Annotated in this window: 24 protein-coding genes and 1 pseudogene; 10 read left to right on the top strand and 15 right to left on the bottom strand. The window is 73.1% G+C overall.

Annotated features, from left to right (window positions below; translation table 11 throughout):
* Positions 1-46: 46 nt before the first annotated feature.
* Entirely contained in the window at positions 47-1,552 is a 1,506-nt protein-coding gene (locus tag FFA01_RS12860) for a cryptochrome/photolyase family protein (RefSeq protein ID WP_146856585.1), read from the bottom strand.
* A gap of 155 nt (positions 1,553-1,707) precedes the next feature.
* Here FFA01_RS12860 and FFA01_RS16430 point away from each other — a divergent pair, with 155 nt between their 5' ends.
* Positions 1,708-1,830: a hypothetical protein gene (locus FFA01_RS16430; RefSeq protein ID WP_259394116.1), complete on the top strand. Its 123-nt coding sequence runs from the start codon at positions 1,708-1,710 to the stop codon at positions 1,828-1,830.
* A 102-nt stretch (positions 1,831-1,932) separates the two neighbouring features.
* Here the strand turns inward: FFA01_RS16430 and FFA01_RS12855 are convergent, their stop codons facing one another.
* The 3 genes from FFA01_RS12855 to FFA01_RS12845 form a co-directional block, all read right to left on the bottom strand.
* Positions 1,933-2,373, bottom strand: coding sequence for an OsmC family peroxiredoxin (locus FFA01_RS12855; protein WP_146856584.1), 441 nt, complete (start codon positions 2,371-2,373; stop codon positions 1,933-1,935).
* A gap of 79 nt (positions 2,374-2,452) precedes the next feature.
* Positions 2,453-2,896, bottom strand: coding sequence for a MarR family winged helix-turn-helix transcriptional regulator (locus FFA01_RS12850; RefSeq protein ID WP_146856583.1), 444 nt, complete (start codon positions 2,894-2,896; stop codon positions 2,453-2,455).
* Between the two features lie 75 nt (positions 2,897-2,971).
* Entirely contained in the window at positions 2,972-3,817 is an 846-nt protein-coding gene (locus FFA01_RS12845; protein ID WP_146856582.1) for a siderophore-interacting protein, read from the bottom strand.
* A gap of 105 nt (positions 3,818-3,922) precedes the next feature.
* Here FFA01_RS12845 and FFA01_RS12840 point away from each other — a divergent pair, with 105 nt between their 5' ends.
* Together FFA01_RS12840 and FFA01_RS12835 are read left to right on the top strand one after the other, a co-directional pair.
* Complete coding sequence (locus FFA01_RS12840; RefSeq protein WP_146856581.1) at positions 3,923-4,120, top strand: hypothetical protein; 198 nt, start codon at positions 3,923-3,925, stop codon at positions 4,118-4,120.
* A 172-nt stretch (positions 4,121-4,292) separates the two neighbouring features.
* Positions 4,293-5,627 (top strand): MFS transporter, encoded by a 1,335-nt coding sequence (locus FFA01_RS12835; RefSeq protein ID WP_146856580.1) that lies wholly within the window; start codon positions 4,293-4,295, stop codon positions 5,625-5,627.
* A gap of 118 nt (positions 5,628-5,745) precedes the next feature.
* On the opposite strand, the gene FFA01_RS12830 is transcribed toward FFA01_RS12835, so the two are convergent.
* Positions 5,746-6,645, bottom strand: a complete 900-nt coding sequence (locus FFA01_RS12830) for an ornithine carbamoyltransferase (protein WP_167627378.1) — start codon at positions 6,643-6,645, stop codon at positions 5,746-5,748.
* A 140-nt stretch (positions 6,646-6,785) separates the two neighbouring features.
* On the opposite strand from FFA01_RS12830, the gene FFA01_RS12825 reads away from it, so the two are divergent.
* Together FFA01_RS12825 and FFA01_RS12820 are read left to right on the top strand one after the other, a co-directional pair.
* Positions 6,786-7,031, top strand: coding sequence for a hypothetical protein (locus FFA01_RS12825; RefSeq protein ID WP_146856578.1), 246 nt, complete (start codon positions 6,786-6,788; stop codon positions 7,029-7,031).
* A 67-nt stretch (positions 7,032-7,098) separates the two neighbouring features.
* Positions 7,099-7,776, top strand: a complete 678-nt coding sequence (locus FFA01_RS12820) for an NADPH-dependent F420 reductase (protein ID WP_146856577.1) — start codon at positions 7,099-7,101, stop codon at positions 7,774-7,776.
* Between the two features lie 377 nt (positions 7,777-8,153).
* Here FFA01_RS12820 and FFA01_RS12815 read toward each other — a convergent pair whose 3' ends face one another.
* The 7 genes from FFA01_RS12815 to FFA01_RS12780 form a co-directional block, all read right to left on the bottom strand.
* Positions 8,154-10,238: a hypothetical protein gene (locus FFA01_RS12815; RefSeq protein WP_146856576.1), complete on the bottom strand. Its 2,085-nt coding sequence runs from the start codon at positions 10,236-10,238 to the stop codon at positions 8,154-8,156.
* Positions 10,239-10,366: 128 nt separating this feature from the next.
* Entirely contained in the window at positions 10,367-11,422 is a 1,056-nt protein-coding gene (locus FFA01_RS12810; protein WP_146856575.1) for a glycoside hydrolase family 130 protein, read from the bottom strand.
* 113 nt (positions 11,423-11,535) lie between these two features.
* On the bottom strand, positions 11,536-12,459 hold the full coding sequence (locus FFA01_RS12805; RefSeq protein WP_146856574.1) for a carbohydrate ABC transporter permease: 924 nt from the start codon (positions 12,457-12,459) through the stop codon (positions 11,536-11,538).
* Positions 12,456-13,331, bottom strand: a complete 876-nt coding sequence (locus FFA01_RS12800) for a carbohydrate ABC transporter permease (protein ID WP_244289839.1) — start codon at positions 13,329-13,331, stop codon at positions 12,456-12,458. The genes FFA01_RS12805 and FFA01_RS12800 overlap by 4 nt, the downstream gene beginning before the upstream one ends.
* 122 nt (positions 13,332-13,453) lie before the next feature.
* A complete protein-coding gene (locus tag FFA01_RS12795; protein WP_371859214.1) occupies positions 13,454-14,758 on the bottom strand; it encodes an ABC transporter substrate-binding protein in 1,305 nt (434 codons plus the stop codon).
* 17 nt (positions 14,759-14,775) lie between these two features.
* The gene (locus FFA01_RS12790) at positions 14,776-16,065 is read right to left on the bottom strand and encodes a glycoside hydrolase family protein (protein WP_244289837.1); all 1,290 of its coding nucleotides are present in this window, start codon (positions 16,063-16,065) and stop codon (positions 14,776-14,778) included.
* A gap of 610 nt (positions 16,066-16,675) precedes the next feature.
* Positions 16,676-17,749 carry a LacI family DNA-binding transcriptional regulator gene (locus tag FFA01_RS12780; RefSeq protein ID WP_146856573.1) on the bottom strand — a complete coding sequence of 358 codons (1,074 nt, stop codon included), beginning with the start codon at positions 17,747-17,749 and terminating at the stop codon, positions 16,676-16,678.
* 98 nt (positions 17,750-17,847) lie between these two features.
* On the opposite strand from FFA01_RS12780, the gene FFA01_RS12775 reads away from it, so the two are divergent.
* The 4 genes from FFA01_RS12775 to nagA all read left to right on the top strand — a co-directional run bounded on the left by FFA01_RS12775 (position 17,848) and on the right by nagA (position 21,113).
* Complete coding sequence (locus FFA01_RS12775; protein WP_146856572.1) at positions 17,848-18,273, top strand: DUF1304 domain-containing protein; 426 nt, start codon at positions 17,848-17,850, stop codon at positions 18,271-18,273.
* 96 nt (positions 18,274-18,369) lie between these two features.
* Positions 18,370-19,242 carry a formyltetrahydrofolate deformylase gene (gene purU / locus FFA01_RS12770; protein ID WP_146856571.1) on the top strand — a complete coding sequence of 291 codons (873 nt, stop codon included), beginning with the start codon at positions 18,370-18,372 and terminating at the stop codon, positions 19,240-19,242.
* 231 nt (positions 19,243-19,473) lie between these two features.
* Positions 19,474-19,857 (top strand): YrdB family protein, encoded by a 384-nt coding sequence (locus tag FFA01_RS12765; RefSeq protein ID WP_244289836.1) that lies wholly within the window; start codon positions 19,474-19,476, stop codon positions 19,855-19,857.
* Positions 19,854-21,113 (top strand): N-acetylglucosamine-6-phosphate deacetylase, encoded by a 1,260-nt coding sequence (gene nagA, locus FFA01_RS12760; RefSeq protein ID WP_244289835.1) that lies wholly within the window; start codon positions 19,854-19,856, stop codon positions 21,111-21,113. Before FFA01_RS12765 ends, nagA begins: the two co-directional genes overlap by 4 nt.
* A 163-nt stretch (positions 21,114-21,276) precedes the next feature.
* Here nagA and FFA01_RS12755 read toward each other — a convergent pair whose 3' ends face one another.
* On the bottom strand, positions 21,277-22,221 hold the full coding sequence (locus FFA01_RS12755; protein WP_146856570.1) for a M23 family metallopeptidase: 945 nt from the start codon (positions 22,219-22,221) through the stop codon (positions 21,277-21,279).
* 855 nt (positions 22,222-23,076) lie between these two features.
* Entirely contained in the window at positions 23,077-24,792 is a 1,716-nt protein-coding gene (locus FFA01_RS12750) for an AMP-binding protein (RefSeq protein ID WP_146856569.1), read from the bottom strand.
* 117 nt (positions 24,793-24,909) lie between these two features.
* Between FFA01_RS12750 and FFA01_RS12745 the strand changes: the two genes are divergently transcribed.
* Complete coding sequence (locus FFA01_RS12745) at positions 24,910-25,890, top strand: NAD-dependent epimerase/dehydratase family protein (protein ID WP_146856568.1); 981 nt, start codon at positions 24,910-24,912, stop codon at positions 25,888-25,890.
* 164 nt (positions 25,891-26,054) lie between these two features.
* On the opposite strand, the pseudogene FFA01_RS16310 reads toward FFA01_RS12745, so the two are convergent.
* Positions 26,055-26,312, bottom strand: a pseudogene (locus FFA01_RS16310) (hypothetical protein); the annotation flags it as partial.

The following is a 26,312-nucleotide window of genomic DNA, read 5'->3' as shown; positions in this document are numbered from 1 at the left end:
CTAACCGGGGCGCGCTGGGCGCGTCCGACTCGGGTCGCGCACCGGGTCACCAGCGGGTGCGCTCCCGCTCCTGCGCGACCACCGCCTCCCGGTCGGACAGACCCGCCAGCCCGGACAGCGACTGCCGCATGCGCGGGTTGTCGGCGAGCGCGGGCGCCGCACGGTCGAGGAACGCCCAGTACCCCGCCGTCACCGGGCACGCGTCGGGCCCCAGGCGCACCTTCGGGTCGAAGCGGCAGCCGCCGCAGTGGTCGGTCATCCGGTTGATGTAGGCGCCGCCCGATGCGTACGGCTTGGTGGCGACGACGCCCCGATCGGCGTGCTGCGACATGCCGACGACGTTGCCCGGCATGACCCAGGGGGTGCCGTCGACGTACATGTCGATGAACCACTGGTTGAGGAGGTCGGGTCGCACCCCGCGCTGCAGCGCCCAGTTGCCGAGGATCATCAGGCGCTGGATGTGGTGGCTCCAGCCGTGCCGGTGCAGACCGTCGAGGGTCTCCGCGAGGCAGTTCGCCTCCAGCACGGGCTCGCCCGCCTCGTCGGTGGGCTCGCCGGTGGACGGGTCGCGTCCGAGCGAGGCGAAGACGTCGGGCAGCGCCTCCCGGGCGCCGAGGGCGTTGTTGCTCGTCGCGTAGTCCTCGCCGAGGTGCCAGTAGAGGTGCCACATGTAGTCGCGCCAGCCCATCACCTGCCGCACGAACCCCTCGACGCTGCGGACGGGCGCGTCGCCGGCGACGTAGGCCGCCTCGACGGCGTCGATCACCCGACGCGGGTCGAGCAGGCCGAGGTTCATCGGCGCGCTGATCAGCGAGTGCGCCATCGTCCAGTCGCCGCCGAGCGTCGCGTCCTCGAAGGGTCCGAAGTCGGGCAGCCGCACCTCGATGAAGTCGGCGAGCGCGGCCTCGGCCTCGGCGGCGGTCGCGGCGAACCGGCGCGGGGCGTCGGCGCCGACCAGGGTGACCACCCCGTCGCGCTCCCAGCGGGCGATGTCGTGCCGCACCTCCTCGTCGATGTCGTCCTCGGCGGGCCAGAGCGGCGGCGGCAGGCCGAGCGAGGCGGCGCCCTTCGGCGGTCGCTCGCGGTTGTCGTGGTCGTGGTTCCAGCGGCCGCCGGCGGGCTCGCGACCCTCCATCAGCACGCCGGTGCGCTCACGGACGCCGCGGTAGAAGTCCTCCATCAGGAGGCGCTTGCCGGTCCGCGAGTCCGCCCACGCGGCGAAGTCCGCCTCGCTGGTGACGAAGCCCCGGCTGGGCAGGATCTCGGCGCCGACCCGTCGGACGAGCCGGCGGGCGCGGTACGAGGTGGGATCGATCACCTGCAGGTCGTCCCGACCGTCGACGGCCTCGGAGTAGTGCTCGACCTGACGGAAGTCGACCCGGTCGCCGAGGTCGCGCGCCCGGTGCCGGATCGCCGACAGGATCAGCTGCAGCTTCGCGCGATGCAGCGTGCGGCCCCGCCACGACGACCGCGACTCGACGAGCAGCATCGGCCCGCCGTCGTCGAAGTGCGGGCCCAGTTGGTCGAGGAAGATCCAGCGCGTGCGGTCCATGAGGGGTGGAACGGTACCCGGCGGCGCGCGGGCGGGGCCGGGCGCCGGCGCGGGGTCCGGCGGCGCTGTCCGTTCAGCGAGGCCGGGGTACAGGGCTCAGGCCGAGGAGGCGCGGGTCGGGTACCGTCGACCTCCCCCGACTCCAGGAGACCACCATGGCATCCCTGCTCCGCCGTTTCGCCCCGATGATCATCACGTTCGTGGTCGGCAAGATCATGAAGAAGCGCAGTGGCGGTGGAGGCGCCGGCACGACCGGCGGCCGCTACCCGCGTCGCTGAACCGCCGGCACGTCGCAGACGAGAACCCCCGCCTGAGCACCTGACCCGTCCGTCGGGTCCCGTGCTCACGCGGGGGTTCTGCTGTGCGCGAGGAGGCGCGGATCAGCTCTCGAACGTGGCGTCGAGCGTGATGTCGACACCGGTCAGCGCCTTGGAGACCGGGCAGGTCGCCTTGGCCTCGTCGGCGGCGGAGAGGAACGCGGCCTCGTCGATGCCGCTCACCTCGCCGGCGACCGTGAGGTGGATGCCGGTGAGCTTGAAGCCGCCGGCCGAGTCCGGGCCGAGCGAGACGTCGGCCTTGACGTCGAGGGCCTCGACGGTGCCGCCGGCCGCGCCGAGGACGGCGCTGAACTGCATGGCGTAGCAGGCGGAGTGGGCCGCGGCGAGCAGCTCCTCGGGGCTGGTCGAGCCGTTGGCGTCGTCTGCGGCGCGCTTGGGGAACGAGACGCCGTAGGTGCCGACCTTCGAGCTGGTCATCTCGACCTGGCCCTCTCCGGTCTCGAGGCTTCCGTTCCAGGCGGTGCGTGCGGTGCGAGTGGGCATGATGCTCCTTGTTCGATGTTCGGGGCGGGTGTTCGGGGGACGATGGTGCTGGTCTGTGGAGGCCCGTCGGGCGGCCCGGTCAGGTGGCGGCGCGCACCCGGTCGGCGACGCCGCCGATCTGGTCGGTCAGCGCGACGAGGTCGGCCAGCTGCAGGCCGGTCGCGGCGCAGATGCTGTCGGGGATCGCCGCGGCCTGGTCGCGGAGGGCGTCGCCCGCCGGGGTCAGGCCGACGCGCACGGCGCGCTCGTCGACTCCGCCGCGCGAGCGCGTGACGAGCCCCTGCGCCTCGAGCCGCCGCAGCAGCGGAGACAGCGTGCCCGACTCGAGGTGCAGACGATCGCCGATGGCCGAGACGCCGACCTCGCCGTCCTCCCAGAGCACGAGCAGCACGAGGTACTGCGGGTAGGTGATGCCGAGCGGGTCGAGCAGGTCGCGGTAGCGGGCCGTCAGCGCACGCGAGGCGTTGTACAGGGCGAAGCAGATCTGCTCGTCGAGCAACGGGGTGCGCGCGGTGTCGGACATGAGTCGACCGTAACACATCGTGCACAACTCAGTTGTGCACAACTCGCTTTCTGGACACGACTCGACGAGAAGGGGTCAGGAGGCGCGACCCGCCCGCTCGACGCGACGTCGCCAGAACCCCGAGAAGGTGATGCGATCCTTGGGCACCCCGAGACCGTGCAGGTGCCGGCGTCCGCCCGTGGCGAGGCCGGACTCGCCCACGACGAAGGCGTAGGTCGACGGCCCGGCGACCACGCGACGGCGGAGCTCGGCGAGGGCACGGCCGCCCGGCACCGCGTGCGGGTCGTCGCGCACCACCCAGTTGACGTCGACGCCCGGGGGCGTGGCGAGCTCGCGTCGGTCGTCCGCCGCCGGGACCTCGACGATCACCGTTCCGACCGCGTCGCGCGGCAGCGACCGGACGATGCCCTCGACGGCGGGCAGGCCGCTCTCGTCGGCGACCACGACGACGTCGCTCGCGTCGTCCGGGCAGTCGAACAGGCAGCCCTGGTCGAGCAGACCGACCGCGTCGCCGGGGCGGGCCGCGCAGGCCCAGATCGCCGCGCCTCCCTCGAGCTCGCCGTCGGGGCCGCGGTGCACGACGAAGTCGATGTCGAGCTCCGCGTGCGCGTCGGCGTCGCGGGCCGGCCGGTAGCCGGCGACCGTGTAGTTCGACAGGTGCGGCCGGTGCCGCTCGGGCACCGCGAGATGCTGCGGCCACCACGCGGCCGAGGTGGAGGTCGGGAGGCGCAGCTCGGGCTGGTGAGGGAGCTGCAGGAACAGCCGGAACCACTGGTCGTAGCCCATCGCGTCGAACCCGTCGAGCTCGGGGCCCGACACGGTCACCCGATGGAAGCTCGGCGACACCCGTTCGGAGCGCACGACCGAGGCGCGGTAGATGCCGGCGGTCGAGGGGGCGGGGCGTGCGGTTCGTCGAGCCATGAGGTAAGGCTAGCCTGGCCTAACTCGTGACGTCGAGCCCCGGACCGGTGCGGCCGCCCGACGGGGCCGCGCGAGGCGGTCCCACGACGGCGTACCGTGCACGGCATGAGCACCGACGACCCCACGGGCATGACCGACGACGAGAAGCGCAACGACCAGCTGACCCGGGCCCCGAAGTCCGACGAGTCGGACGCGGCGCCGCGCATCACGACCGAGGACCGCGGCGACGGCGTCACGCGGATCGACGTGGCCGACACCGCCAAGGTGCGCCCGGGTCGCGGCGAGCCCCGCCCGGCCGACTGAGGCCCCGTCGTCCGCGGCCCTGGCCGCCGGAGGGCGACTCGGCTACCATGGCTCCTGGTCGCACGTCACGCGCGGCCCCGGGCGCGCACGACAGCGCGCAGTCGGGATCACCATCCTCCCCGTGTCGAGCACGGGTAGCAGGAACGGCGCCCGCCGACGACCGAGACCTCCTATGACGATCGCACCCTCGCGTCCCTCGACGCCCTCCACCGTCCCTCCCCTGACGTTCCCCCTCGCGGGCCTCCTCGCCCTGGCCGTGGCCACGTTCCTGTCCATCTCGGGCGAGATGCTGCCGACCGGGCTGCTGCCCGAGATGAGCACCGAGCTCGGCGTCAGCGAATCCAGCATCGGCCTCCTCGTCAGCGTCTTCGCGTTCACCGTCGTGCTGACCAGCACCTCCCTCACGCACCTCACGCGGCGACTGCCCCGGCACCTCCTGATCGTCGGGCTCATCGTCGTGCTGGCCATCAGCGCCGCGCTCACCGCGATCGCGCCGAGCTACGAGCTCGTCGTCGCCTCGCGGATCCTGGGCGGGCTCGCCCACGGCACCTTCTGGGCGATCGGCGGCGCCTACGCCGCGCATCTCGTCCCGCGCGAGCAGGTCGGCCGCGCCCTGGCCGTCGCGATGAGCGGCGGCACCCTCGCGTTCGTGCTCGGCGTGCCGCTCGGCACCGCGCTCGGCCAGGCCCTCGGCTGGCGCGCGGCGTTCGGCATCCTCGCCGGCGCCATGGCCCTCGGGGCCGTGCTCGTCTGGCGCCTCCTGCCGCCGGTGCCCGCGTCGCCCGGCGACGAGCACGCGGCCGCGTCGGCCTCCGCCGACGCCGACGGGACCGAGGCGGCGACGACCGTGGTCCCGGCGACGGGATCGGTGCCGATCGTGCCGACCCGCGCCTCCTCGGGAGCCCCGCGACGCGGATCGCTGCCGTCGCCGTCGGTGCTGGGCGTCGTCTTCAGCTGCGTGATCACCGCCGTCTTCATGGTCGGGCACTACTCGTTCTTCACGTTCATCGCGCCGTACCTGGTGCGCTCCACCGGCATCGCCGAGTCGTCGCTGAGCGCCGCCCTGTTCGCCTTCGGCATCGCCGGCGGCGTGGGACTGCTGATGGTCGGGTGGTTCCTCGGCAAGCGGCCTCGGGTGAGCATCCCGATCGGGATCGCCGTCGTCGCGGTCGCCGTCTTCGCGATGATGATGTTCGAGGGGCAGCCGACGCCGTCGCTCATCGCGTTCGTGGTCTGGGGCGTCACCTTCGGGGCGCTGCCGCCGCTGTTCCAGACGCGCATGCTGCAGGTCGCCCCGGCCCGGATGCGCGACCTGGCCAGCGCCTTCTACACGACCGGCTTCAACGCGGGCATCGGCGGCGGGGCCCTGATCGGCGCGATCGTGCTCGACGGGGCCGGGCTCGACGCCCTGCCGGTGCTCTACATCGTCGTGGCCGCCGTGATGCTCGTCGTGGTGCTCGTCACCGACCGCGTGCTCGCGGTGCGATCGGCGCGCGCAGCCGCCTGACGCGCCCGTCGGTCGCGCCCCGCCGGGCTCGGTCGCCCAGCCGCGCTCGGTCGCGCAGCCGCGCTCGGTCTCGCCCGTCGCGCTCGGTCTCGCCCGTCGCGCTCAGTCGCTCAGTCGCTCAGAGCATCCCGAGCGCGAACTCCAGCAGGGCGGCGTGGGTCGGCGCCAGACTGCGCTTCGCCTCGAGCGTGATCGACCGGGGATGCGCGAACGCCTCGGCCGTCACCTCGTCGCCGCGCCGCACCGGCATGCAGTGCATCAGCACGCCCTCGCCGGCGGTCGGGTCGCCGCCCAGGGCGTCGAGCAGGTCGGCCGTGATCGTGGTGCGCTCGAAGGCGACGCGCGTCGGTCCGTCGACCCGCGCCTCCTCGGGCCAGCCGTCGGTGTAGATCACGTGGGCGCCGTCCGCCCCGGCCGCGAGGTCGGCGGTCGTCGCGAGCGAGCCGCCGAGCGCCGCGATCTCGTCGAGATACGCCTGCGGCGCCTCGAACCCGGGAGGCGCGACCTGCGTGACCGCGATGTCGTACGCCGTCGACAGCTCGCACCACGACCGGAACAGGTTCGTCGCCTCGCCCACGAACGTCAGACGAAGCCCGTCCAGGGACCCTCGTCGGCGCCGCACCGTGAACGCCTCGGACACGACCTCGCACGGGTGACCGCTCGCCGTCATCGCGTTGACCACCGGAACCGGGCAGTGCTCGGCCAGCTCGAGCACGTCGGCGTGCGAGCCGTGCCGGATGACGACCGCGTCCACTCCGCCGCCGAGCACGGCGGCCGTGTCGGCGATCGGCTCGCGCTCGCCCAGGGTCAGCGGCAGATCGACGCGGTGGCCGCCGATCAGGTCGATCGCCGTGTCGAAGGCGAGCCGCGTGCGGAACGCCGGGCCCGAGAAGATCGTCGCGACCCGCGGACGGCCGCCGCGGGGCTCCGCCGCCCCGTCGGCCCAGCGGCCCGATCGATCGAGGATCGCGTCGAGGGAGGCGCGGTCGAGGTCACGAAGGCTGAGCACGTCGGGCATCGCCCCAGTCTGGCGCATCGCCTCGCCCCGATCGGGGGGTCCGCCGAGGGCCAACCCGAGCCGTGCTCACTCCGAACACTCTCCGGCCGTGGGCAGGACGCCCTCGCGCGACACCGCCGGAGCGACCACGGAAGGCTGCGATGGACACCGAGAGCATGATGACGGAGCGGTCGACGCCGTGCCCGACCTGCGGCAGGACCGCACGCCTCGCTCCCAACCCGTACTACGGCACGGGCCTCTCCGTGAACCCGCACGTGCTCACCTGCCTGCACTGCCGCACGTCGGAGTTCGTCCGCCACCCCCGCCCCGCACGCTCGGCCGACGACGCCGGGCGGGACGCGCCCGGGGTGTGGCAGCGGATCACCTCGTGGCTGAGCGGGAAGTGACCGGCCGCACCGCGCCTCCTGAATCCTTGCCGACAATGCACGACCGGCGGAGGCGTTTGCTGGAGGCATGACAACGATCGGAATCATCGGAGCAGGCAACATCGGCAGCCAGGTCGCTCGCGCGGCCATCGAGCAGGGCTACGACGTCGTGATCAGCAACTCGCGCGGGCCCGAGACGCTCGCCGACCTGGTCGCCGACCTCGGCCCCAAGGCGCGGGCGGCGACGGCCGAGGAGGCGGGCGAGGCGGGCGAGATCGTGGTCGTCACGGTCCCGCTGAAGAACTACGAGCAGGTGCCCGTCGAGCCGCTCGCCGGCAAGGTCGTCATCGACACCAACAACTACTACTTCGAGCGCGACGGACGCATCGCCGCCCTCGACAACGGCATCGACACGGTGTCGCAGATGCTCCAGCGCCACCTGCCGGACAGCAAGGTCGCCAAGGGCTTCAACCACATCATGGCGAAGGACATCACGACCGACGGCACGCCCGCCGGCACCGAGGGCCGTCGCGCCCTCGCCACGTCGAGCGACTTCGAGGAGGCCGCCGAGCTCGTGCAGCGCCTCTACGACGAGATGGGCTTCGACACCGTCAACGTCGGACCGCTGAGCGAGAGCTGGCGCGTCGAGCGCGACCAGCCCGCCTACGTCGTGTCGCAGACGCGCTCGGAGCTCGTCGAGAACCTGGCCAAGGCGACCCGCGCAAGCGCGACCGCCGCGCCGGCGCCGCACGCCGACGAGGCCTGAGCGCACCTGAGCTGCGTCGAGGTGACGCGTCGGGGGCACCGTCCAGACGGAACCGCCCCCCACGCGTCACCTCGTTCTGTCGAGGGTGCACACGGGGGATCCCCCGATCGGTACCGCGTCGACGGCCCCAGGAGTCAGCTCTCCCGCTGGGGCCGAGATCGACCGGCACGCCGGCGATCTGGGCCGGTGCGTGCCGAACCCGACATCAGCCGGCGGCCGACGCGTGCCGAACCCGACCATGCCGGGGCGATCGACGGCGCGGCGCCCCGCCCTGCCGGCGTGTCGGACCGCGGAGGTCGCGATGTGCACACTTGCAGGGCGGAGCGCGGGGCCGGCGGTGCGGAGCGCGGGGGCCGGCGGAGCGGCGCGGGACGGGGTCAGCGGGTGAGGACCGCGAAGCCGCCCGGCTTCAGCAGCACCGCGGTGCGGCCCGACGCGACCCGCTCGGACACGAGGCGGCCCGAGGCGTCGTACGTCGAGACCGTCGCGCGCTGCCCGCGCACGCCCACGGTCGTCGGCAGCGGCACCCGCGCCGTCGACGACACCAGCTCGGTCGCGTGACCGCGCTCACCGCCGAGCACCACCCGCTGCACCAGCGGCCGGACGATGAGGCCGTCGACCACCGTCGCGTTCCGCCCCGCCGTCACGGTCACCGACGTCGCGCCCGGCCCGATCGGCACCGGCAGCGTCTGAGGCAGCAGCGCCCCGGAGGCGGCTGTCACGCCCTGCGCTCCGGCCTGCGTCGTCAGCGTCCCGAGGGGCACGCGGCCCGCCTTCCAGCTCGACGTCGACCGCACCCCCTCGGCGGCCAGCAGCACCGGCTCGACGTGTCGCAGCCCGGAGCCGGCGGGCACCCGGATGTTCGCGCTCTGCCCGGGCTCGAGCCGGAGGGCCGAGCCTCCGCCGTACTGCGACTCGCCCGTCCAGGCCGAGTCGGGCGTCACGACCGTGCCCGTGGTCGACGCCGCCGTCTCGGCCTCGACCACCGTCAGGCCGTCGCGGGAGGTCACCGTCGTCGACTCCTGAGCGAGGGCCGACACGTCGGGGGCCCCGTCGAGCGCGATCATCGAGAGCAGGCCGTGGATCGTGCTCTCCGCCCCGCTGTTGCGGTTGACCGTGCCGTCGGCCTGCACCCCGTCGAAGGTGACCCCGGTCGCGGGGTCGTAGACGGGCGTGCCCGAGCGGTTGGTGCCGAAGTACCAGCTGGCGGCGATCGCGGCGATCTCACGCAGACCCGGCGCACCCGAGCGCGACGTGCCCGAGGCGTCCGCCACCGCGAGCGCCGACTGCAGCCGGGAGTCGGCGCCGTAGGCGATCTGCGTCTGATCGACGGGCGTCGGGTACCAGGCGTTGTCGGGTCCGCTCGCCGCGAGCAGCGTCGTCGTGAACGACGTCTGGTCGACCACGGCGGGCTTCAGGAGGTCGGGGCGGCCGAGGAGCGTCGAGGCGCGGGCCAGCGCGACGGGCATCTGCGACGACCAGGCGTGCCACATCGACCGCGACTCCGCCCACGGCAGCACGGCGCCGTAGGGCCAGGTCTGCGAGTCGCCGGACGACATCGCGGCGATTCCCTCGGCGAGCTGCGTGAGGGCCGTGCGGGCGGCGGCGTCCCGGGGCGCGACGGCCGAGTAGGCGGTCAGCCCGAGCACGGCCTCGGCCGAGGCGTCGGCTCCGTCGACGATCAGCCAGGCCGGCACCTTCGCGCCGTCGGCGACGTCGTACTGCCCGTACCGAGCGAGCGACTCGCGGTTCAACGCCGTCACGCCGAGCTGCAACCGCTGCTGCAGGAACGCGGCGAACTCCGGGTCGTCGTCCGCGAACGCGGCGTACCCCTCGCCGAAGGCCCAGATGCTGCGGGCCAGCCAGTAGCTGTTGCCGCTGTCCGACGGGTCGGGCAGCTCGACCGGCACGGGGCTGCGGTTGAACGTGCCGTCGGGCTGCATCCAGAGCACGACGTTTCCCGCGGCCGGGCCGGTCGTCGTCTGGAAGTACGCGGTCGCCCGCAGCAGCTCGTAGGCCTTCTGCCTGCTCGACTCCGAGCCGGTCTGCTGCCAGTCGCGCAGGTACACCACGGCCGAGCGTGACACGTCGTCGCTGTTGTACGCGCCCTGTCCCCAGTAGCCGGTGGCCGGGTCGAGCGGGCCTCCGCCCACCCGGGCGAAGGTGCCGCCGTCACGGGCGTCGGCGTAGGTCCAGGGCAGGGTCAGCGTCGGCTCGGAGTCGAGCCGGTACGTCGCGTGTCCGGCCTCGGGGGCGGGGGTCGCCTGGTCGAGCAGGAAGTCCAGGTGCGCGAGGTTGGTGAGCGGCGCCACGGCCGCGGTCGACGACGTCGTCACCGCGGTCGGCGGAGCCTCCGCCCGAGGAGGCGCGGCGGCGGCCGGCAGCGCCCCCGTCACCCCCAGCACGGTCGCCAGGGTCGCGGCAAGGGCCACGCCCGTCCATCGTGAGTCGCGTGCGATCATCGTCGACCGCCTCCTTCTTCTTGTCAGGGTCCATGAGGTGACCCGACCGGGTCACCGGTGGTCGCGGAGCGCCCCGTCAGGGGCACCTCGTCGACGCGGGCCGGCCGGGCCGGCCGGGCCGGCGCGAGTCAGGCGGGGTCGAGGCGGGCGACGCCGATCTTGGAGTCCGCCATGCCGTAGAACACGTACGGGACGCCGTCGATCTCCTCGATCGCGGTGGGGAACACCACGTTCGGCACGATCCCGTCGCGCTCGTCGGCGGTCTCCGCCTCGAGCAGCGGCACCGTCGACCGGGTCACCACCCGCGACGGGTCGTCGGCGTCGAGGATCATGCCGCCGGCGGCGTAGTTCACGTTCTGCTGCTGGGCGAACACGTCGTCGATCACGCCGGTGACGCCGTGATGCAGCAGCAGCCACCCCTCGGGCACGCGCCGCGGGGGCGGTCCGCCGCCGATCTTGAGCTCCTCGAACGGGAACGCGGGCCCGGCCACGAACCGGTGCTGCCCCCATCGGGTGAGGGCGCGCGGATCGGCCGCGACCGCCTCGACGGAGACGTAGCTGATCCAGATCGAGTGCCGCCCGTCGGTGACGCCGGCCGGCAGCGGGCTGCCCTCCCCCGGCACGGTCGCCCCGATGTGCCACATCGGCCGGTGCAGCACGGCGAAGCTGCGGACGCCGTCGGGTGCGGTGACCGACGAGGGGAAGAACACGGTGTCCTTGTTGTGGAACAGCCCCAGATCGGCGTCGAGCTCGTCGACGTAGTCGAAGGCGACCGGTCCGAGCCGCCGCCAGTCACGCAGGTCGTCGCTGACCGCGACGGCCGTGCGCGGACCGAGCGGCCCGTAGGCGACGTACGTCATCACGTGCAGGCCGAGCTCGTCGATCCGGGTGACGCGGGGGTCCTCGACGCCGGAGTGCGTGGCGCCGCGCTCCCACCCGCGGTCGGGGGCGAGCACGACGCCCTGGCGGGAGACGCCCACGGGCACGCCCTCCTCGACGAGCACGCGGGCGAGCCCCACGCGCGACACGTTGCCGGCCGCGACCATGCGCGGCAGCAGGTACAGCTCGCCGTCGGGGCCGCGCCCCGAGCCGGGGTTCAGCACCCCCTCGGCCTCGAGCGGCTCGGCGGGGTCGGGCGTCATCACGACGCCCAGGCGGGTCAGACGGTACGGGAAGTCAGGCATGGTGCGGCCTTTCGGAGGGGAGGGAGCCGAGGAGGCGCGGTGCGGGCGGGACCGGCACCGCGCCTCCTCGGGGAGGTCGGGACGGGGGCACGGGGCGAGGCGGACCCGACGGGTCAGCCCTTGACGCTCGAGCCGACGTCGGTCGAGATGAAGTACCGCTGGAACACGATGAACAGCAGCACGACCGGCGCGGCCAGCACGACGGCACCCGCGAGGGTCGCGCCGAACGGGTTCGCCGCGGTCGCCGCCACGTTGCTGATGTAGTTCGCCAGCGACACGGCGAGCGGCTGCATCGAGGCCTCCTTGGTGATGAGGAACGGCCACAGGAACTCGTTCCACGGCCCGATGAAGGTCAGCAGCAGCGCCGTCACCAGTGCGGGGCGCACGAGCGGCAGAGCGATGTTCCACAGCAGCCGGAACTCGCCGGTGCCGTCGATGCGCGCCGCCTCGAACAGCTCCTTCGGCAGCTGCAGGAAGTACTGCCGGAAGATGATCACCGCCGTCGAGTTGATCGCGAACGGCAGGATCATGCCGAGGTAGTTATCGCTCAGCCCGTAGTCGCGCGCGATCAGCACGTACAGCGGGATGATCAGCAGCTGGAACGGCACCACCTGCACCAGCAGGGCCAGCGCGAAGGTGACCCCGCGACCCCGCCACTGCAGCACGGCGAGCGCGTAGCCGACCAGCACGCCGAACACGATCGTGCAGGCGAGCACGCCGACGGTGAAGATGCCGGAGTTGAGCAGACCGGTCAGCAGCCCGATGCGGCTGTCGATCGCGCTGTAGTTCTCGAGGGTCAGGTTCGACGGGTGCGGGAACGCCCCGGCGACCGTGGGGTCGGGCTGCGTCTGCAGCGAGCCGATCACCATGTAGTAGAACGGGAAGAGAAACGCGAGGGCGCCGATCGCGAGCACGACGCCGCGCAGCACGGTCTGGGCACGGGTGAGCGGCGGCCTCTTGGCGATGCGCCGCGGCCGGGCCGGGGGGACCCGGGGGCTCGCGTCGGGCGTGGACGGGTGTCGGTCGGCGAGCGTCATCGTTCGTCCTTTCCGCCGGCGAACCGGTTCTGCAGCAGCGCGATGATCAGCACGAGGATCACGAGGACGACGCCGATCGCGCTCGCCTGGTCGGGGTTCCCCTGCTCGATGCCCTTCTGGTACATCAGCAGCACGGGCGAGGTGGAGGCCCCGTTCGGACCGCCGCCGCCGGTCAGGAGGTACGGCTCGGTGAAGAGGTTCGCCCCGGTGACGGTGGACACCAGCAGCACGAGCACGGTGGCGGGCCGCACGCCCGGCACGGTCACCGTGAAGAACGATCGGATCGGTCCGGCACCGTCGCTCGACGCGGCCTCGTAGAGCTCCTTCGGCACGTTCTGCAGGGCCGCGAGGTACAGCAGGATGTAGAAGCCGAGCTGCTTCCAGGTGACGAACAGCGCGATCGAGGGCATGGCCCAGGCCGAGTTGATCAGCCACGACGGCTCGGGCGCGAGCGGCCCCAGGACCTGGTTGACCAGGCCGTTCCCGTTGAACAGGAACAGCCAGACGGCGACCACCGCGACGCTCGCGGTCAGGTACGGCACGTAGAACGCGACCCGCAGGAACCCCCTGAAGTGCACCACCCGGTCGAGCGCGGTGGCGAGCACCATGCTGAGCACGACGGTCAGCGGCACGTTGATGATCAGGAAGATCCCGACGTTGCCGAACGACCGGATCACGGCCGGGTCGGTGAAGGCGGTCACGAAGTTCTGCAGGCCCACGAACGGCCGCTCGACGACGGCGCCGGGTGCGGTGAAGAAGTAGTCGTGGAACGCGATGTACACCGCGTAGATCAACGGGTAGGCGAAGACCGCCAGCACGAACACCAGGTACGGCGCGCTGAAGAGCAGGCCGAGGGGGTTCTTGCCGAGCAGCCCGCCACGGCGGCGGCGGGCCCCGCGATCGGAGCCGGGGGTCCCCGAGGAGGCGCGGCGCGCCTCCTCGGGGCGACCCCCGGGTCCCGGCACCGCCGGGACCTCGTGCAGGGTCGACACGATCAGCCCTGCGCCGCGAGCTCGTCGATCTTCGCGGCGGCGTCGTCGAGCGACGACGAGACGTCGCCCTTGCCGAAGATGACGCTGCTCGACCAGGCGTCGCGGAACGCCTGCAGCTCGGCGACCGTGTTCGGTCCCGGCGGCACCTCGACGGTGCGCGCGGCCTGGTCGCCGAACAGCGCGTAGGCCGGGTTGGCCTCGAAGTAGTCGGCGTAGGTCGTGGCGAGGTCGCTGCGGATCGGCATCTGACCGGTCGTCTCGAGCAGGGCGCGGTCCTGGTCGTCGCTGGTCGAGAACTTAAGGAACTCCCACGCGGTGCCCTGGTTCTCGCAGGCGGTGTACATGCCGACGTTCTTGGCGTCGCTGAACGTGTAGGTCTCGTCGGCGGGGGTGCCCTCCTCGGTCGGCACGGGCACGGCGCCCCAGTTGACGTCCTTGTAGACCGAGACCGCCCACGGTCCGACGATCGACATCGCGGCCTCGCCGTCGGCGAACGAGTCGCCGGTGTACTGCTCCTGCCCGGCCAGGCCGTCGGCGTAGAGCGACCGCCAGAAGGTGGCGACGTCGACGCCCTCGGTGTCGGCGAACGTCGCCTTCCCGTCGTCGACGAGCCCGGTGCCGCCGGTCTCGGCGGCGTAGAGCGGCATGAAGTCGAACTGGGTCTGGAAGAACTCGCTGGTCGGGGCCGGGTGGATGGCGTAGTCCGAGACGCCCGCGTCGACCAGGGTCTTCGACGTCGCGAGGAAGTCGTCGTAGGTCGACAGCTCCGGGTTCTCGGCGTCGAGGCCGGCCTGGGTGAACAGGTCCTTGTTGTAGAAGATCATCACGGGGTTCGACTTCCACGGGAGCTGGTAGTAGTCGCCCTCGGCGTCCTGGTACTGCTTCGCCAGGTCGCCGCTGCGATCCTCGACGTAGCTCGCGCCGTCGGGGAAGCTCGACAGGTCGACGAGGCCGCCCTGCTTCTGGAACTGCCCGACCGCGCTGGGGGCGGTGTTGTAGACGAGGCACGGTGCGTTGCCCGCGGTGATGGCCGCGCCGATCACCTCTTCGCTCGACTTGCCGGCGGGGATCTCCTGCCCCTTGACCTGCTCGTCGGGGTGGTCGGCGTTCCAGGCCTCGACCATGGCCTTGCCCCACGAGACCTCCGCCTCGTTGTTCGAGTACCAGATCGTGATGGGGCCCGTGGCGGTGAGGGCGTCGCCGGATGCGCCGCCCCCGCCCGAGCAGGCCGTCAGGCCGAAGGCGGCGACCAGGGCGGCCGCTCCGATGACGGTGGTGCGTCGTGTGAAGCCTGTGCGTCGTTGCACGGTGTTCTCCTCGGTTGTCAGATGGAACGGGGTGGGGTGGTGTCAGGGGCGTCGGCGCCGTCGGCGCCGTCTCGGTAGAAGTACAGATCGCGGCGACCGGGAGGCGCGTCCCAGCCCTGCGCGAAGGTCCAGCGGCCGCCGACCCGCTGCAGTCCGCCCCAGCTGAGCGAGCCTCCCGGGGCGACGGCGAGCTGCTCGAACGGACGCTCGAGGTCGTAGAGCACCTGGCTCGCCGCGAACACGCCGTCGACGTCGTGGAACACGTCGAGGACCAGGTGGCCGTCGCCCGTGACGACGGCGGCGGCGACCTCGTGCAGGTGACCGCCGACCGGCGACAGGTCGAGGTAGGGGCAGGGCTCGAAGACCCAGGTCGCCATGTCGGTCGATCGGCCCACGTGCAGCACGCCGTCGAATCCCTCGCTGACGAACATCAGGTACTCGCCGCCGATCCGCACGGCCGCGCCGTGCTCGTCGCGCGGGATGACGGCCCCCTTGGCCCACAGCCGCGTCTGCGCGTGGTCGGTGATCGGACCGAGCGGCTGCCAGTCGACGAGGTCGTCGCTGACCGACACGAGGATGTCGATGCCGACCGCCTCGACGGGGTAGCCGAGACTCGGGAACGCGACCCGCGCCTCCTCGGTGATCGGGAAGACGCCGTTGTGGAACAGCCACCAGCGGCCCTCGGCCCGGTACGCCTTCGGGTCCTCGACGCCGAGCAGCTCGACGTCGCGGGTGGGGCGGACCAGGGGGTTGGCGGGGTCGTCGATCCAGGCGGCGCCCGGCGTCCGGAGGTCGAGGGTGGCGTGGCCGATGCGGCTGCCGAGGCTCTCCTTGCGGGGCGAGGCCCGGTAGAAGAGGTGCAGGACGCCGTCGTGCTCGATGACGCTCGGGTTGTAGAGGGAGTCGCTCGTCCAGCCGATGCCGTCGGGGTCGGGCCACTGGCCGTCGAGCGTGAACGTGAGCGCGTCGTCGGCGGCGAACGGACCGACCTGCCAGATCGTGCCCTGGTCGCCGTAGGCCGCGGGACTCGAGAAGGTGAGCTGCGAGAGCGCTCCGGTGAGGTCGTTGCGGTGCTGCAGCGCGTCGTCGAGGACCTGCTGGAGGCGCGCACGGGTCAGGGGGACGAGGTACGGGTGCGTCGCGGGTGCGGGGGTCGCGGGTGCGGGGGTTTCGGGTGCGGGGGTCGCGGGTGCGGGGGTTGCGGAGGCGGGCGTCGCGGGTGCGGGTGTCTCGGGTGCGGGGGCGGGCGTCTCGGAGGCGGGCGTCGCGGGTGCGGGCGTCGCGGGCTCGGGGGTTGCGGAGGTCATCGGGTGCGCCAACTTCGTCGTCGTGCGGTGATCGGGTCTACCGAAACGTTTCGGTTATTCGTAAAGTAGCACGAGGATCGTCGCCGCGATAGCCCCCGCTCACGCTCGCCGGACTCGCCTCACGCTCGCGTCGCCCCTCCATCGCCCGACGCTCATCCCGCCCCGCCTCGTCCCCGCCTTACTCGATCGAGTGGTCCGAAGATGCTCTTCGCACGCCGACGAAGGACATCTTTTGACCACTCGACGTCGCACCCACGTCTCGCGCCCGACGCGAGACGCGAGACGCCCGTCGACGCCCGCCCCACCTCACCTCACCTCACCTCACCTCACGCGATCGAGTGGTCCGAAGATGCTCTTCGCACGCCCACGAAGGACATCTTTCGACCACTCGGCATCGCACCCACGTCTCGCGCCCGACGCGAGACGCGAGACGCCCGTCGACGCCCGCCCCACACGCCCACCCCACGTCACGTCACCTCACCTCACCTCACCTCACACGATCGAGTGGTCCGAAGATGCTCTTCGCACGCCCACGAAGGACATCTTTTGACCACTCGGCATCGCACCCGACGGGCGACGCTCGTCGGGCGGCGGCGCGGGGCGGGGCGGGTCAGCGCGGGGCGGGCGCCGTCGACGCGCGCACGAGCAGGCGAGCGTGGTCGATCTCGGCGTCGGGCACGGGGTCGCCGTCGACGGCCGCGAGCAGCAGGCGGGCCGCCTCCGCGCCGATCAACCGCGGGGCCGTGGTCAGCGTGGTCAGCGCCGGCCGCACGTACGTGCCGAGCTCGATCCCGTCGAACCCGGCCACGCTGACGTCGTCGGGCACCCGGACGCCGAGCCGGTCGGCCTCGGCCATGAACCCGATCGCCGCCAGATCGTTCGCGCAGAACACCGCCGTCGGCCGCTCGCTCGGATCGTCGACGCGCACGGAGCCGTCCCCGACGCGGGCGGAGCCGCCGGCGCCGCCACCACCGAGCAGCTGCGCGGCGGCCCGCGCCCCGCCGTCGTAGGTGAAGTCGGCCTCGACCACGACGCCCGGGTCGCGGTCGGCGGCGACGAGCGCGTCCCGCCACGCGGCGCTCCGACGCCGAGCGTGCACGAAGCGGTCAGGCCCCGAGACATGCGCGAAGCGCCGATGCCCCAGGGCGACGAGGTGGTCCACGAGCTCGCGGATCCCCGCCGAGTCGTCCTGCCGCACGGCCGGCAACGGGAACCCCGCCGCCGGGTTGACGCCGACCGCGGGCAGGCCGAGCTGCTGCACGAGCGGCACCCGGGGGTCGTCGACGACGAGCTCGTTGAGGAACACCCCGTCGACCCGGCGCCCCGCCGCGAGACGGCGGTAGCGGTCGAGGGTCTCGTCGGCGGCCGACCCCATCTGCAGGATCAGGGCGTAGCCGCGCGGGTCGAGCACCGACTCGAGCCCGCCGATGAAGCTGCCGAAGAAGGGGTCGGACTCGAGCACGAACGGGTCGCGGTGCACGACGAGCCCGACGGCGAACGCCCGCTTGGCGCTGAGGCTCCGGCCGCGGACGCTGGGCACGAAACCGAGGTCGTCGGCGGCCTGCTTGATGCGGGCGCGGGTCTGCTCCGAGACCCCGGGGCGGTCGTTGAGCGCGCTCGACACCGAGCTGATGGCGACGCCGGCCCGCGCCGCGACCTCGACGATGGTGACCCGCTCCGCCACGCCGCGCCTCCTCGGCTCGCCCTCGGGCACGCGCTCGCGGGCCCGCCCCGATGCTACGGCAGCCGTCGCGACGGGCAGCGCGCCGTAGGCTGGCGCGCATGCTCGTCCTCCCGCTGATCACGGCCTCGCTCGCCGCCCTGCTGCACGTCTCCATCTTCGTGATGGAGTCGCTGCTCTGGACGACCCCGCGCGTCCGCGCCACGTTCGGCGTCACCGACGACGTCCAGGCCGAGCACACCCGGCCCCTCGCCTTCAACCAGGGCTTCTACAACCTGTTCCTCGCGATCGTCACCGCCGTCGGCGTCGTGCTGGTGATCACGACCGCAGGAGGCGCGGGTGACGTGACCGACGCCTCCTCGGCCGGTCTCGCCCTCCTGGTCGCCGGCACGGGGTCGATGCTCGCCGCGGCGCTCGTGCTCGTGCTCTCCGACCGGACCAAGGCGCGCGCCGCCGCCACGCAGGGGCTGTTCCCGCTGGTGACGCTCGTCGCTCTGCTCGTCGCTCTGCTCGTCGCTCTGCTCTGAGCTCCGCCGAGGCGCCCCGACGGGTGCCGCGGCAGGCCCCGCGGACCCGCCTCCGCACGGCGCGTCGCGACGCCTCGGGGTCGCTACCCTGAGCAGGTGACCACCGCCTCCTCCGAGACCACCACCACGCACTGGACGCTGACCCTCGTCTGCCAGGACCAGCCCGGGATCGTGCACGCGATCAGCGGCGCCGTGGTGCAGGCCGGCGGCAACATCACCGAGTCGGCGCAGTTCTCGAGCCACGACACCGGCACCTTCTTCATGCGCCTGCAGGTCGAGGCCCCGGGCGAGCGCGCCGCACTCGAGGGCGCCCTCGCGCCGGTGATCGCGCACTACGGGATGCAGCACAAGCTCGACGTCGTCGGCCGTCCGACGCGCACCCTGGTGCTGGCGAGCAAGGCGGCGCACTGCGTCAACGACCTGCTGTTCCGGCAGCGGGCCGGGCAGCTGCCGATCGAGATCCCGCTGATCCTCGCCAACCACGACGACCTCTCCGGCCTGGCCGAGTTCTACGGCAAGCGGTTCGAGCACCACCCCGTGACCGACCCCGAGTCCAAGGCGGCCTTCGAGGCCCGGGTGCTGCAGGTCGTCGATCGGTACGACGTCGAGCTCGTCGTGCTGGCGCGCTACATGCAGATCCTCAGCCCCGAGCTGTGCGCGGCCCTCGAGGGTCGGGCGATCAACATCCACCACTCGTTCCTGCCCGGGTTCAAGGGCGCCAACCCCTACCGTCAGGCGCACGCCCGCGGCGTGAAGCTCATCGGCGCGACGGCGCACTTCGTCACGAGCGACCTCGACGAGGGGCCGATCATCGAGCAGAACGTCGTCCGCGTCGACCACACCCGCAGCGCCCCCGAGCTCATGGCGATCGGCCAGGACGAGGAGAGCCGCACCCTCACCCAGGCGGTGCGCTGGTTCGCCGAGGACCGCGTGCTGCTCGACGGGGCCCGCACGATCGTCTTCCGCTAGCGCGCGACGCGACGCGACGCGACGCGACGCGCACGCCCGTCGCGAGCGCCCGTCGCCCATCGCCCGCCGCGCGTCGCGCGTGCGCCCGGTGATCGAGTGGTCCGAAGATGTCCTCCCCGGGCGCGCGACGAGCATCTTCCGACCACTCGATCGTCCGACCCGGGGCTCGGGCGCCCGGGGGTGGCGCACGGGAGCGCGTGCGTTCGGGGGTCTCCGCCGTACGCTGGGCTCGTGACCACGCCCGACACCGCGCCTCCTCGACTGCCCCCTCGGCGTCCGGCCGTGACCGTCGTCGACGTCCTCCGCTTCGCGTGCGAGCTCTTCGCGCTGTTCTCGCTGGCGTTCTGGGGCTACCTGGCCTGGCCCTACCCGTGGCCGGCCGTGCTGTTCATGATCGGCGCGCCCCTGTTCGCGATCGTCGTCTGGGCGCTGTTCCGCGCCCCTCGGGCGATCGTCGCGACCGACGCCGTCGGCAAGGCGATCGTCGAGATCGCCGTGATGGGCGCGGCGACCGCGGCCTGGTTCCAGCTGGGCTACCCGATCGTGGGCGCGGTCTTCGGCGTCGTGGCCGCGGTGACCGGCGTCGTGACCTTCCGGCGCGAGGGCCGCGCGTGACGATCCTCTTCCACGACGCCCACAAGGTCGACGCCGACGGCGAGGTCGACGGATTCTGGATGCTCGTCGACGGCGACCGCATCGTCTCGGTCGGCAGCTCGCCCCGGCGACGCGGTGCGGCGGCCGACGCGACCGGCGCGACCGGCGCGACCGGCGCCGCGAGCGCGAGCCACGGCGGCTCGGGAGCCCTCGACGGCTCCGACGGCCGAGGAGGCGCGGGTCTCCCCCCAGCCGACCGCACCGTCGATCTCGGGGGCGCGCACCTGACGCCCGGGCTCGTCGACCTGCACACGCACGGCGGCGGCGGTCACTCGTTCGACCACGACGCCGCGTCCATCGAGGCCGGTCTCGCCCTGCACCGCTCGCACGGCACGACCCGGTCGATCGTGAGCCTCGTGGCCGCCCCCATCGCCGAGCTGCGCGGCTCGCTGCAGCGGGTCGCCGAGCTGCAGCAGCGCGACCAGCTGGTGCTCGGCGCGCATCTCGAGGGGCCGTTCCTCGCTCCCGACCGCCGTGGTGCGCATCACCGGCACTACCTCGCCGACCCCGACCCGGTGCTGATCGACGAACTCGTCGACGCGGGCTGGGGCACCCTCCGTCAGGTCACGCTGGCTCCCGAACTGCCCGGGGGCCTCGCGGCCGTCGACCGGTTCGTCGCCGCCGGGGTCGCCGTCGCCGTCGGGCACACCGAGGCCGGCTTCGACCTGACGAGGCAGGCGTTCGACCGCGGGGCCACCCTGGTCACCCACGCCTTCAACGCGATGAACGGGATCCACCACCGCGACCCGGGTCCGATCATCGCGGCGGTCGGCGACGAGAGGGTCACCATCGAGCTGGTCCTCGACGGCGTGCACGTGCACCCCGAGGTCGCCACGCTCGTCCTGCGGTCGGCACCGGGGCGGGTCGCGCTCGTCACGGACGCCATGGCCGCGGCCGGGTCGCCGGACGGCGCGTACCGCCTGGGCGACCTCGACGTCACCGTCTCCGACGGGGTCGCGACCCTGACCGGCAGCGACACGATCGCGGGGTCGACGTCGACGCAGGATCACGCCCTCCGCGTGGCTCTCAGCCGCACCGGGCTCACGCCGACCGAGGCGGTCGCCGCGTCGACGATCGTGCCGGCGCGCGCCCTCGGGCTCGACGACCGACTGGGTCGGCTCGCCCCCGGGTACGTCGCCGACGCCGTCGCCTGGGACACGACCTGGTCGGTGGAGCGGGTCTGGGCCGCCGGCGTCGAGGTGCCCGCGGCGCGCTGACGACGTGACCCGCGCCTCCGGAACCGCGTCTCGGCCGGGTGGCCGAGTGGTCGAGTGCTCGAGTGGTCGAGTGGTCGGAAGATGCTCGTCGTGGCGCGGTGAAGCGCATCTTCCGACCAATGGATCCGTCGCCAGTGGATCCGTCGAGGAGGCGCGGGGCGGGCTAGAGCGTGCGTCCCGCGTTCGCGTCGAGCCAGGCCTTCGGGTCGATCTGCGTCGATCCGCCCATGAGCACCTCGAAGTGCAGGTGCTCGCCGGTGGCGACGCCGGTCCGGCCGACGGCCCCGACGAGCTCGCCCACGCCGACCTGCTGACCGACCGTCAGTGGGCTCGATCCGGAGCGCATGTGCGCGTACATGGTGCTGACCAGGCCGCCGTCGATCATGTGGTCGATGACGACGTACGTGCCGAACTGCGCGTGCACTCCGGCGATGCGGACGGTGCCGGCGGCGACGGCGCCGATCGGGGTGCCGCCTCCCGGAGTCATGTCGAGCCCCATGTGCATGCTCGAGCAGGCGGCGCAGGGGGCCGAGCGGGGTCCGAAGCCCGAGCTCAGGACGACGCTGCCGGGGAACGGCCAGCGGATGTCGCCCGTCCCGCTGTTGACGATCGTCCCGCCGCCCGACGCGACCGCCCCGACGCCGCCGACGACGGCGCTGCTCGACGACGAGCCCGTGACCGTCTGCTCGACCGCGGCGGGCTCCGGCTCGGGCGGGGGCGGGGGCGGCGGGTCGGTGACGCCGTACGAGTCGCGGTCGGCCACGGCGAGCACGACGAGCGACGCCGCCAGGGTCTGCCCGGTCATCGGGGCGGCGGTCGAGACGGGGATCCCGGAGCCGCCCAGATCGGACGCCGACGCCGGAGTGACGTTCGACGAGAAGAACAGGGTCGCGAGCAGCAGCGCGAACGCCGGGACCGCCGCCTCGCGCACGCGCCGCAGGACGGCGTCGGGGCGAGGGGCACCGAGGAGGCGCGGTGCCGGGCCCGCCGCGACGCGGGCCGTCGAAGTGGTGGAGGTGGCCGAGGTGGCCGGCGCGGGGGTGCGGGTCGCGGGCGCCGTCGCCGTAGCCGTGCGCGTCGCGGGGGTGGTGGCGGGCGTCCTGGGCACGGGCGCGGCCGAGGCGCTAGTCACAGTCGAAGCGCGCGTCGACGGGGTGGAGGCGCGCGTCTCGGTCGACGTGCGCGTCGCGGGGGTGATGGCGGGACCGGTCGCAGCCGACGCGGCAGCGGTCTTAAGGGAGGGGCCGCCTGCGGCGCGCTCTCGAGCCAGCGCCTCGCGCCGGGTGAGGGGCGGGCCGTCGTGTCGCGGATCGCTCACGAGACCACGGTGGTGGTGTCGGCGCAGCTGATCACGGGTCTCCTCGGGGTGGATCACATGAGCTTATGCAACAACCCCGAGTCTGGCCAGGGTTCCCGGCCATGTCGTCCGCGAATCGAAGCGTGTGGGCCGACCCGCGCCTCCTCGGCCACCGCTCCGCGTCTCGTACAGCGCACCGCGTCTAGTCGCGGTGCAGCGCACGGAACGCGGTGCGGAGCCCCCGCGGCCACCGGCGAGCGGGTCACCGCTCCGCGTCTCGGGCACCGCACCACGTCTCGAACAGAGCACCACCCTTCGGGCAGCGCACCGCCCTTCGGGTAGCGCACCGCGTCTCGGGCACCGCACCACCCTTCGGGCACCGCACCGCGTTCTGCGCCCGCGCAGCGCTCCGAGCCCGGACCGCACCGCGTCTCGTACAGCGCACCGCGTCTAGACGCGGTGCAGCGCACGGAACGCGGTGCGAAGCCCCTCCGGGCACCGGCAGGCGGCCACCGCACCCCGTCTCGTACACCGCACCGCGTCTCGGGCACTGCACCGCGTCTCGGGCACTGCACCGCGTCTCGTGCAACGCACCGCGTCTCGTGCAACGCACCGCGTCTAGTCGCGGTGCAGCGCACGGAACTCGGTGCCGAGCCCGCGCCGCCGCTACCCCTTGAGCCCGGGGAAGTCGTCGTCGCGCCACTCCCCCGCGAGGCGCTCACCCACCCGGGCGGCCTCCTCCTCGCGCTGCCGCAGCTCGACGCGGCGGATCTTGCCCGAGATCGTCTTCGGCAGCTCCTCGACGAACTCGACGCGCCGCACCCGCTCGTAGGCGGGCAACCCCGTGCGGGCGTGCGCCAGCACGGCCCGAGCGGTCTCGGCCGACGGCTCGACGCCGGCGGCGAGGGTGACGTAGGCCTTCACGACGGCCAGCCGGACCGCGTCGGGCGCGGGCACGACGGCCGACTCGGCGACCGCGGGGTGCTCGATCAGCACGCTCTCGACCTCGAACGGCGACACCTTGAAGTCGGACGACTTGAAGACGTCGTCGGTCCGGCCGACGAACGTGATCATGCCGTCGTCGTCGCGCACCGCCACGTCGCCGGTGTGGAACAGCCCGTCGCGCATCGAGGCGGTGGTGCGGGCCTCGTCGCCGAGGTACCCCGTCATGAGGTTGACCGGGCGCGTGGTCAGGTCGAGGCAGACCTCGCCCTCGTCGCCGATCGCCCCGGTCACCGGGTCGACCAGCACGACGTCGACCCCGGGCAGGGCGCGTCCCATCGATCCGGCCTTGATGGCGCCGCCCGGGGCGTTGGCGACGATCGCGGTGGTCTCGGTCTGCCCGTAGCCGTCGCGGATGTCGAGCCCCCAGCCCTGCTGCACCCGCCCGATGACCTCGGGGTTGAGCGGCTCCCCCGCCGACAGCGCCTCGCGCAACGCGTGCGGACGCTCGCCGAGCGACGACTGGATCAGCATCCGCCACACCGTCGGCGGCGCGCAGAACGAGGTGACGGAGGCTCGCTCGAGCTGGTCGCGCAACGCAGCCGGCTGGAACCGGCCGTAGTTGTAGACGAACACGGTGGCCTCGGCCGTCCACGGGGCGAAGAAGCAGCTCCAGGCGTGCTTGCCCCAGCCGGGCGACGAGATCGTCATGTGCACGTCGCCCGGGCGGACCCCGAGCCAGTAGGTCGTGCTGAGGTGCCCCACCGGGTACGAGGCGTGCGAGTGCACGACCATCTTCGGCTTGCTCGTCGTGCCCGACGTGAAGTAGACGAGGCACGGGTCGTCCGTCGCCGTCGCGACGTCGGGTCGAGTCGAGGAGGCGCGGTGCGAGTCCGCGAACGCCACCCACCCCGCGGGTGCGTCGCCGACCGCGATGCGGGTGACCCGGTCGACGCCCGGCACGTCGTCGAACGCCGGGGCGTCGGACGCGTTCGCGATCACGTGCCGGACGAGCCCGCGGTCGATGCGGTCGGCGAGGTCGGCGGTGCCGAGCACCGTGGAGGTCGGCAGGATGACCGCCCCGACCTTCATCACGGCGAGCATCGCCTCCCACAGCTCGACCTGGTTGCCGAGCATGAGCATGACGTGGTCACCGTGGGCGACGCCGAGACCGTGGAGCCAGGCGGCGACCTGGTCGCTGCGGCGGCTCATCTCGGCGAACGAGACCCGCTGCTCGGAGCCGTCCTCCTCGACGATCCAGAGGGCGGTGCGGTCGTTGTCGCGGGCGATCACGTCGAACCAGTCGACCGCCCAGTTGAAGCGGTCGCCGACGTCGGGCCAGCGGAACTCGTCGCTGGCACGGTCGAGGTCGCGCCCGAGGCCGAGCAGGTGGTCGCGGGCCGCGCGGAACGCGTCGGTGGCCGGGCTGTCCTGGTGCATCCGTCCATCATCCACCCCGCCCCTGTCGCTCCGCCCCGCTCCGGCCCGCTCCACCGCCCGCGGCATGTCGCGACGCGTCGGCAGACCCGGACCCGGCCACGGGTGCACAGTGGGGCCATGACATCGACGTCCCTGCTCGTCATCGGCGGCACCGGCCAGATCAGCGCCGGCGTCGTGCGGCACGCCCTGTCCGCGGGCCTCGCCGTGACCGTGGTGAACCGCGGCTCCACCTCGATCAGGCCCGTCCCCGCGGGGGTCGAACGGCTGACCGCCGACGTGCGCGACGAGTCGTCGCTGACCCGCGTCCTGGGAGGGCGCCGCTTCGACGCGGTCGCCGACTTCCTGACCTACACCCCCGACCAGCTCCGTCTCATGCTGACCGTGGTGGGCCCGCTCACCGATCAGTACGTGTTCATCGGGTCGGCGTCGACTTACCAGAAACCGCCCGCCGTGCTGCCGATCAGCGAGGTGACGCCGCTGTTCAACCCGTGGTCCGCCTACGCACGCGACAAGATCGCCTGCGAGCGCCTCCTGCGTGACGAGCACCTCGCCCACCGGGTGCGGGCGACGGTCGTGCGCCCCTCGCACACCTACGACCAGACGCACGTCCCCCTGATCGGCGGCTGGACCGTCATCGACCGGATGCGCCGCGGCGAGCCGATCGTGCTGCACGGCGACGGCAGCTCGATGTGGGCCCTGACCCACGCCGACGACTTCGCGCGGGCCTTCGTCGCCCTGCTGGGGCACCCCGACGCGTTCGGCGAGGCGTTCAACATCATGTCGCCCGAGCTGCTCACCTGGAACGCTATCGCCAGCTGCCTCGCCGACGCGGCCGGCGGCACCCTCCGGGTCGTACACCGCACGACCCGCGACCTCGTGCGGCTCGCACCCGAGTGGGACGCCGACCTGCGCGGCGACCGGAGCCACCCGGCCCTGTTCGACACGACCAAGATCCGAGCGATCGCACCCGACTGGGAGGCGCGGGTCCCGTTCGCCGAAGGAGCCCGCCAGATCGTCTCGTGGCACGACGCCGACCCCGCGCGCCGCACGGTCGACGCCGACGTCGACGCCCTCTACTCGCGGCTGGTCTCCGCGTAGCGAGGCGTCCGCCGGGCCGACCCGCGCCTCCTCGACTCCCGCGCCCCTGCGCCTCCTCGACACGCTCGCACCGCGCCTCCTCGCCCCGCGCCTCCTCGACACGCTCGCCCCCGCGCCTCCTCGCCCCTCGACCCTCGCCCCGCGCCCGGCGAGGCATCGACTGGTCAGAAGATGCGCTTCATCGCCCCACGACGAGCATCTTCCGACCACTCGACGCCCGAGCCCGCCCCGGGCGCGGGTGCGGGCACGGACGCGGGTACGGACGAGGGCGCGACGGGCAGGGTCAGACGGAAGACCGCGCCCGGACGGCCGAGGCCCGGGGCGGCGCAGACCAGGTCGCCGCCGTGCGCCCGGGCGAGACCGCGGGCGATGGGCAGGCCGAGGCCCGCGCCTCCGTCGCCCGATCGGCGGGCGCCGTCGAG

Source organism: Frigoribacterium faeni (assembly GCF_007988805.1).
GTDB classification, from domain to species: Bacteria; Actinomycetota; Actinomycetes; order Actinomycetales; family Microbacteriaceae; genus Frigoribacterium; species Frigoribacterium faeni.
Note: the sequence above shows the minus strand (reverse complement) of the source record. Positions and strands in the feature narration are given on the sequence as shown.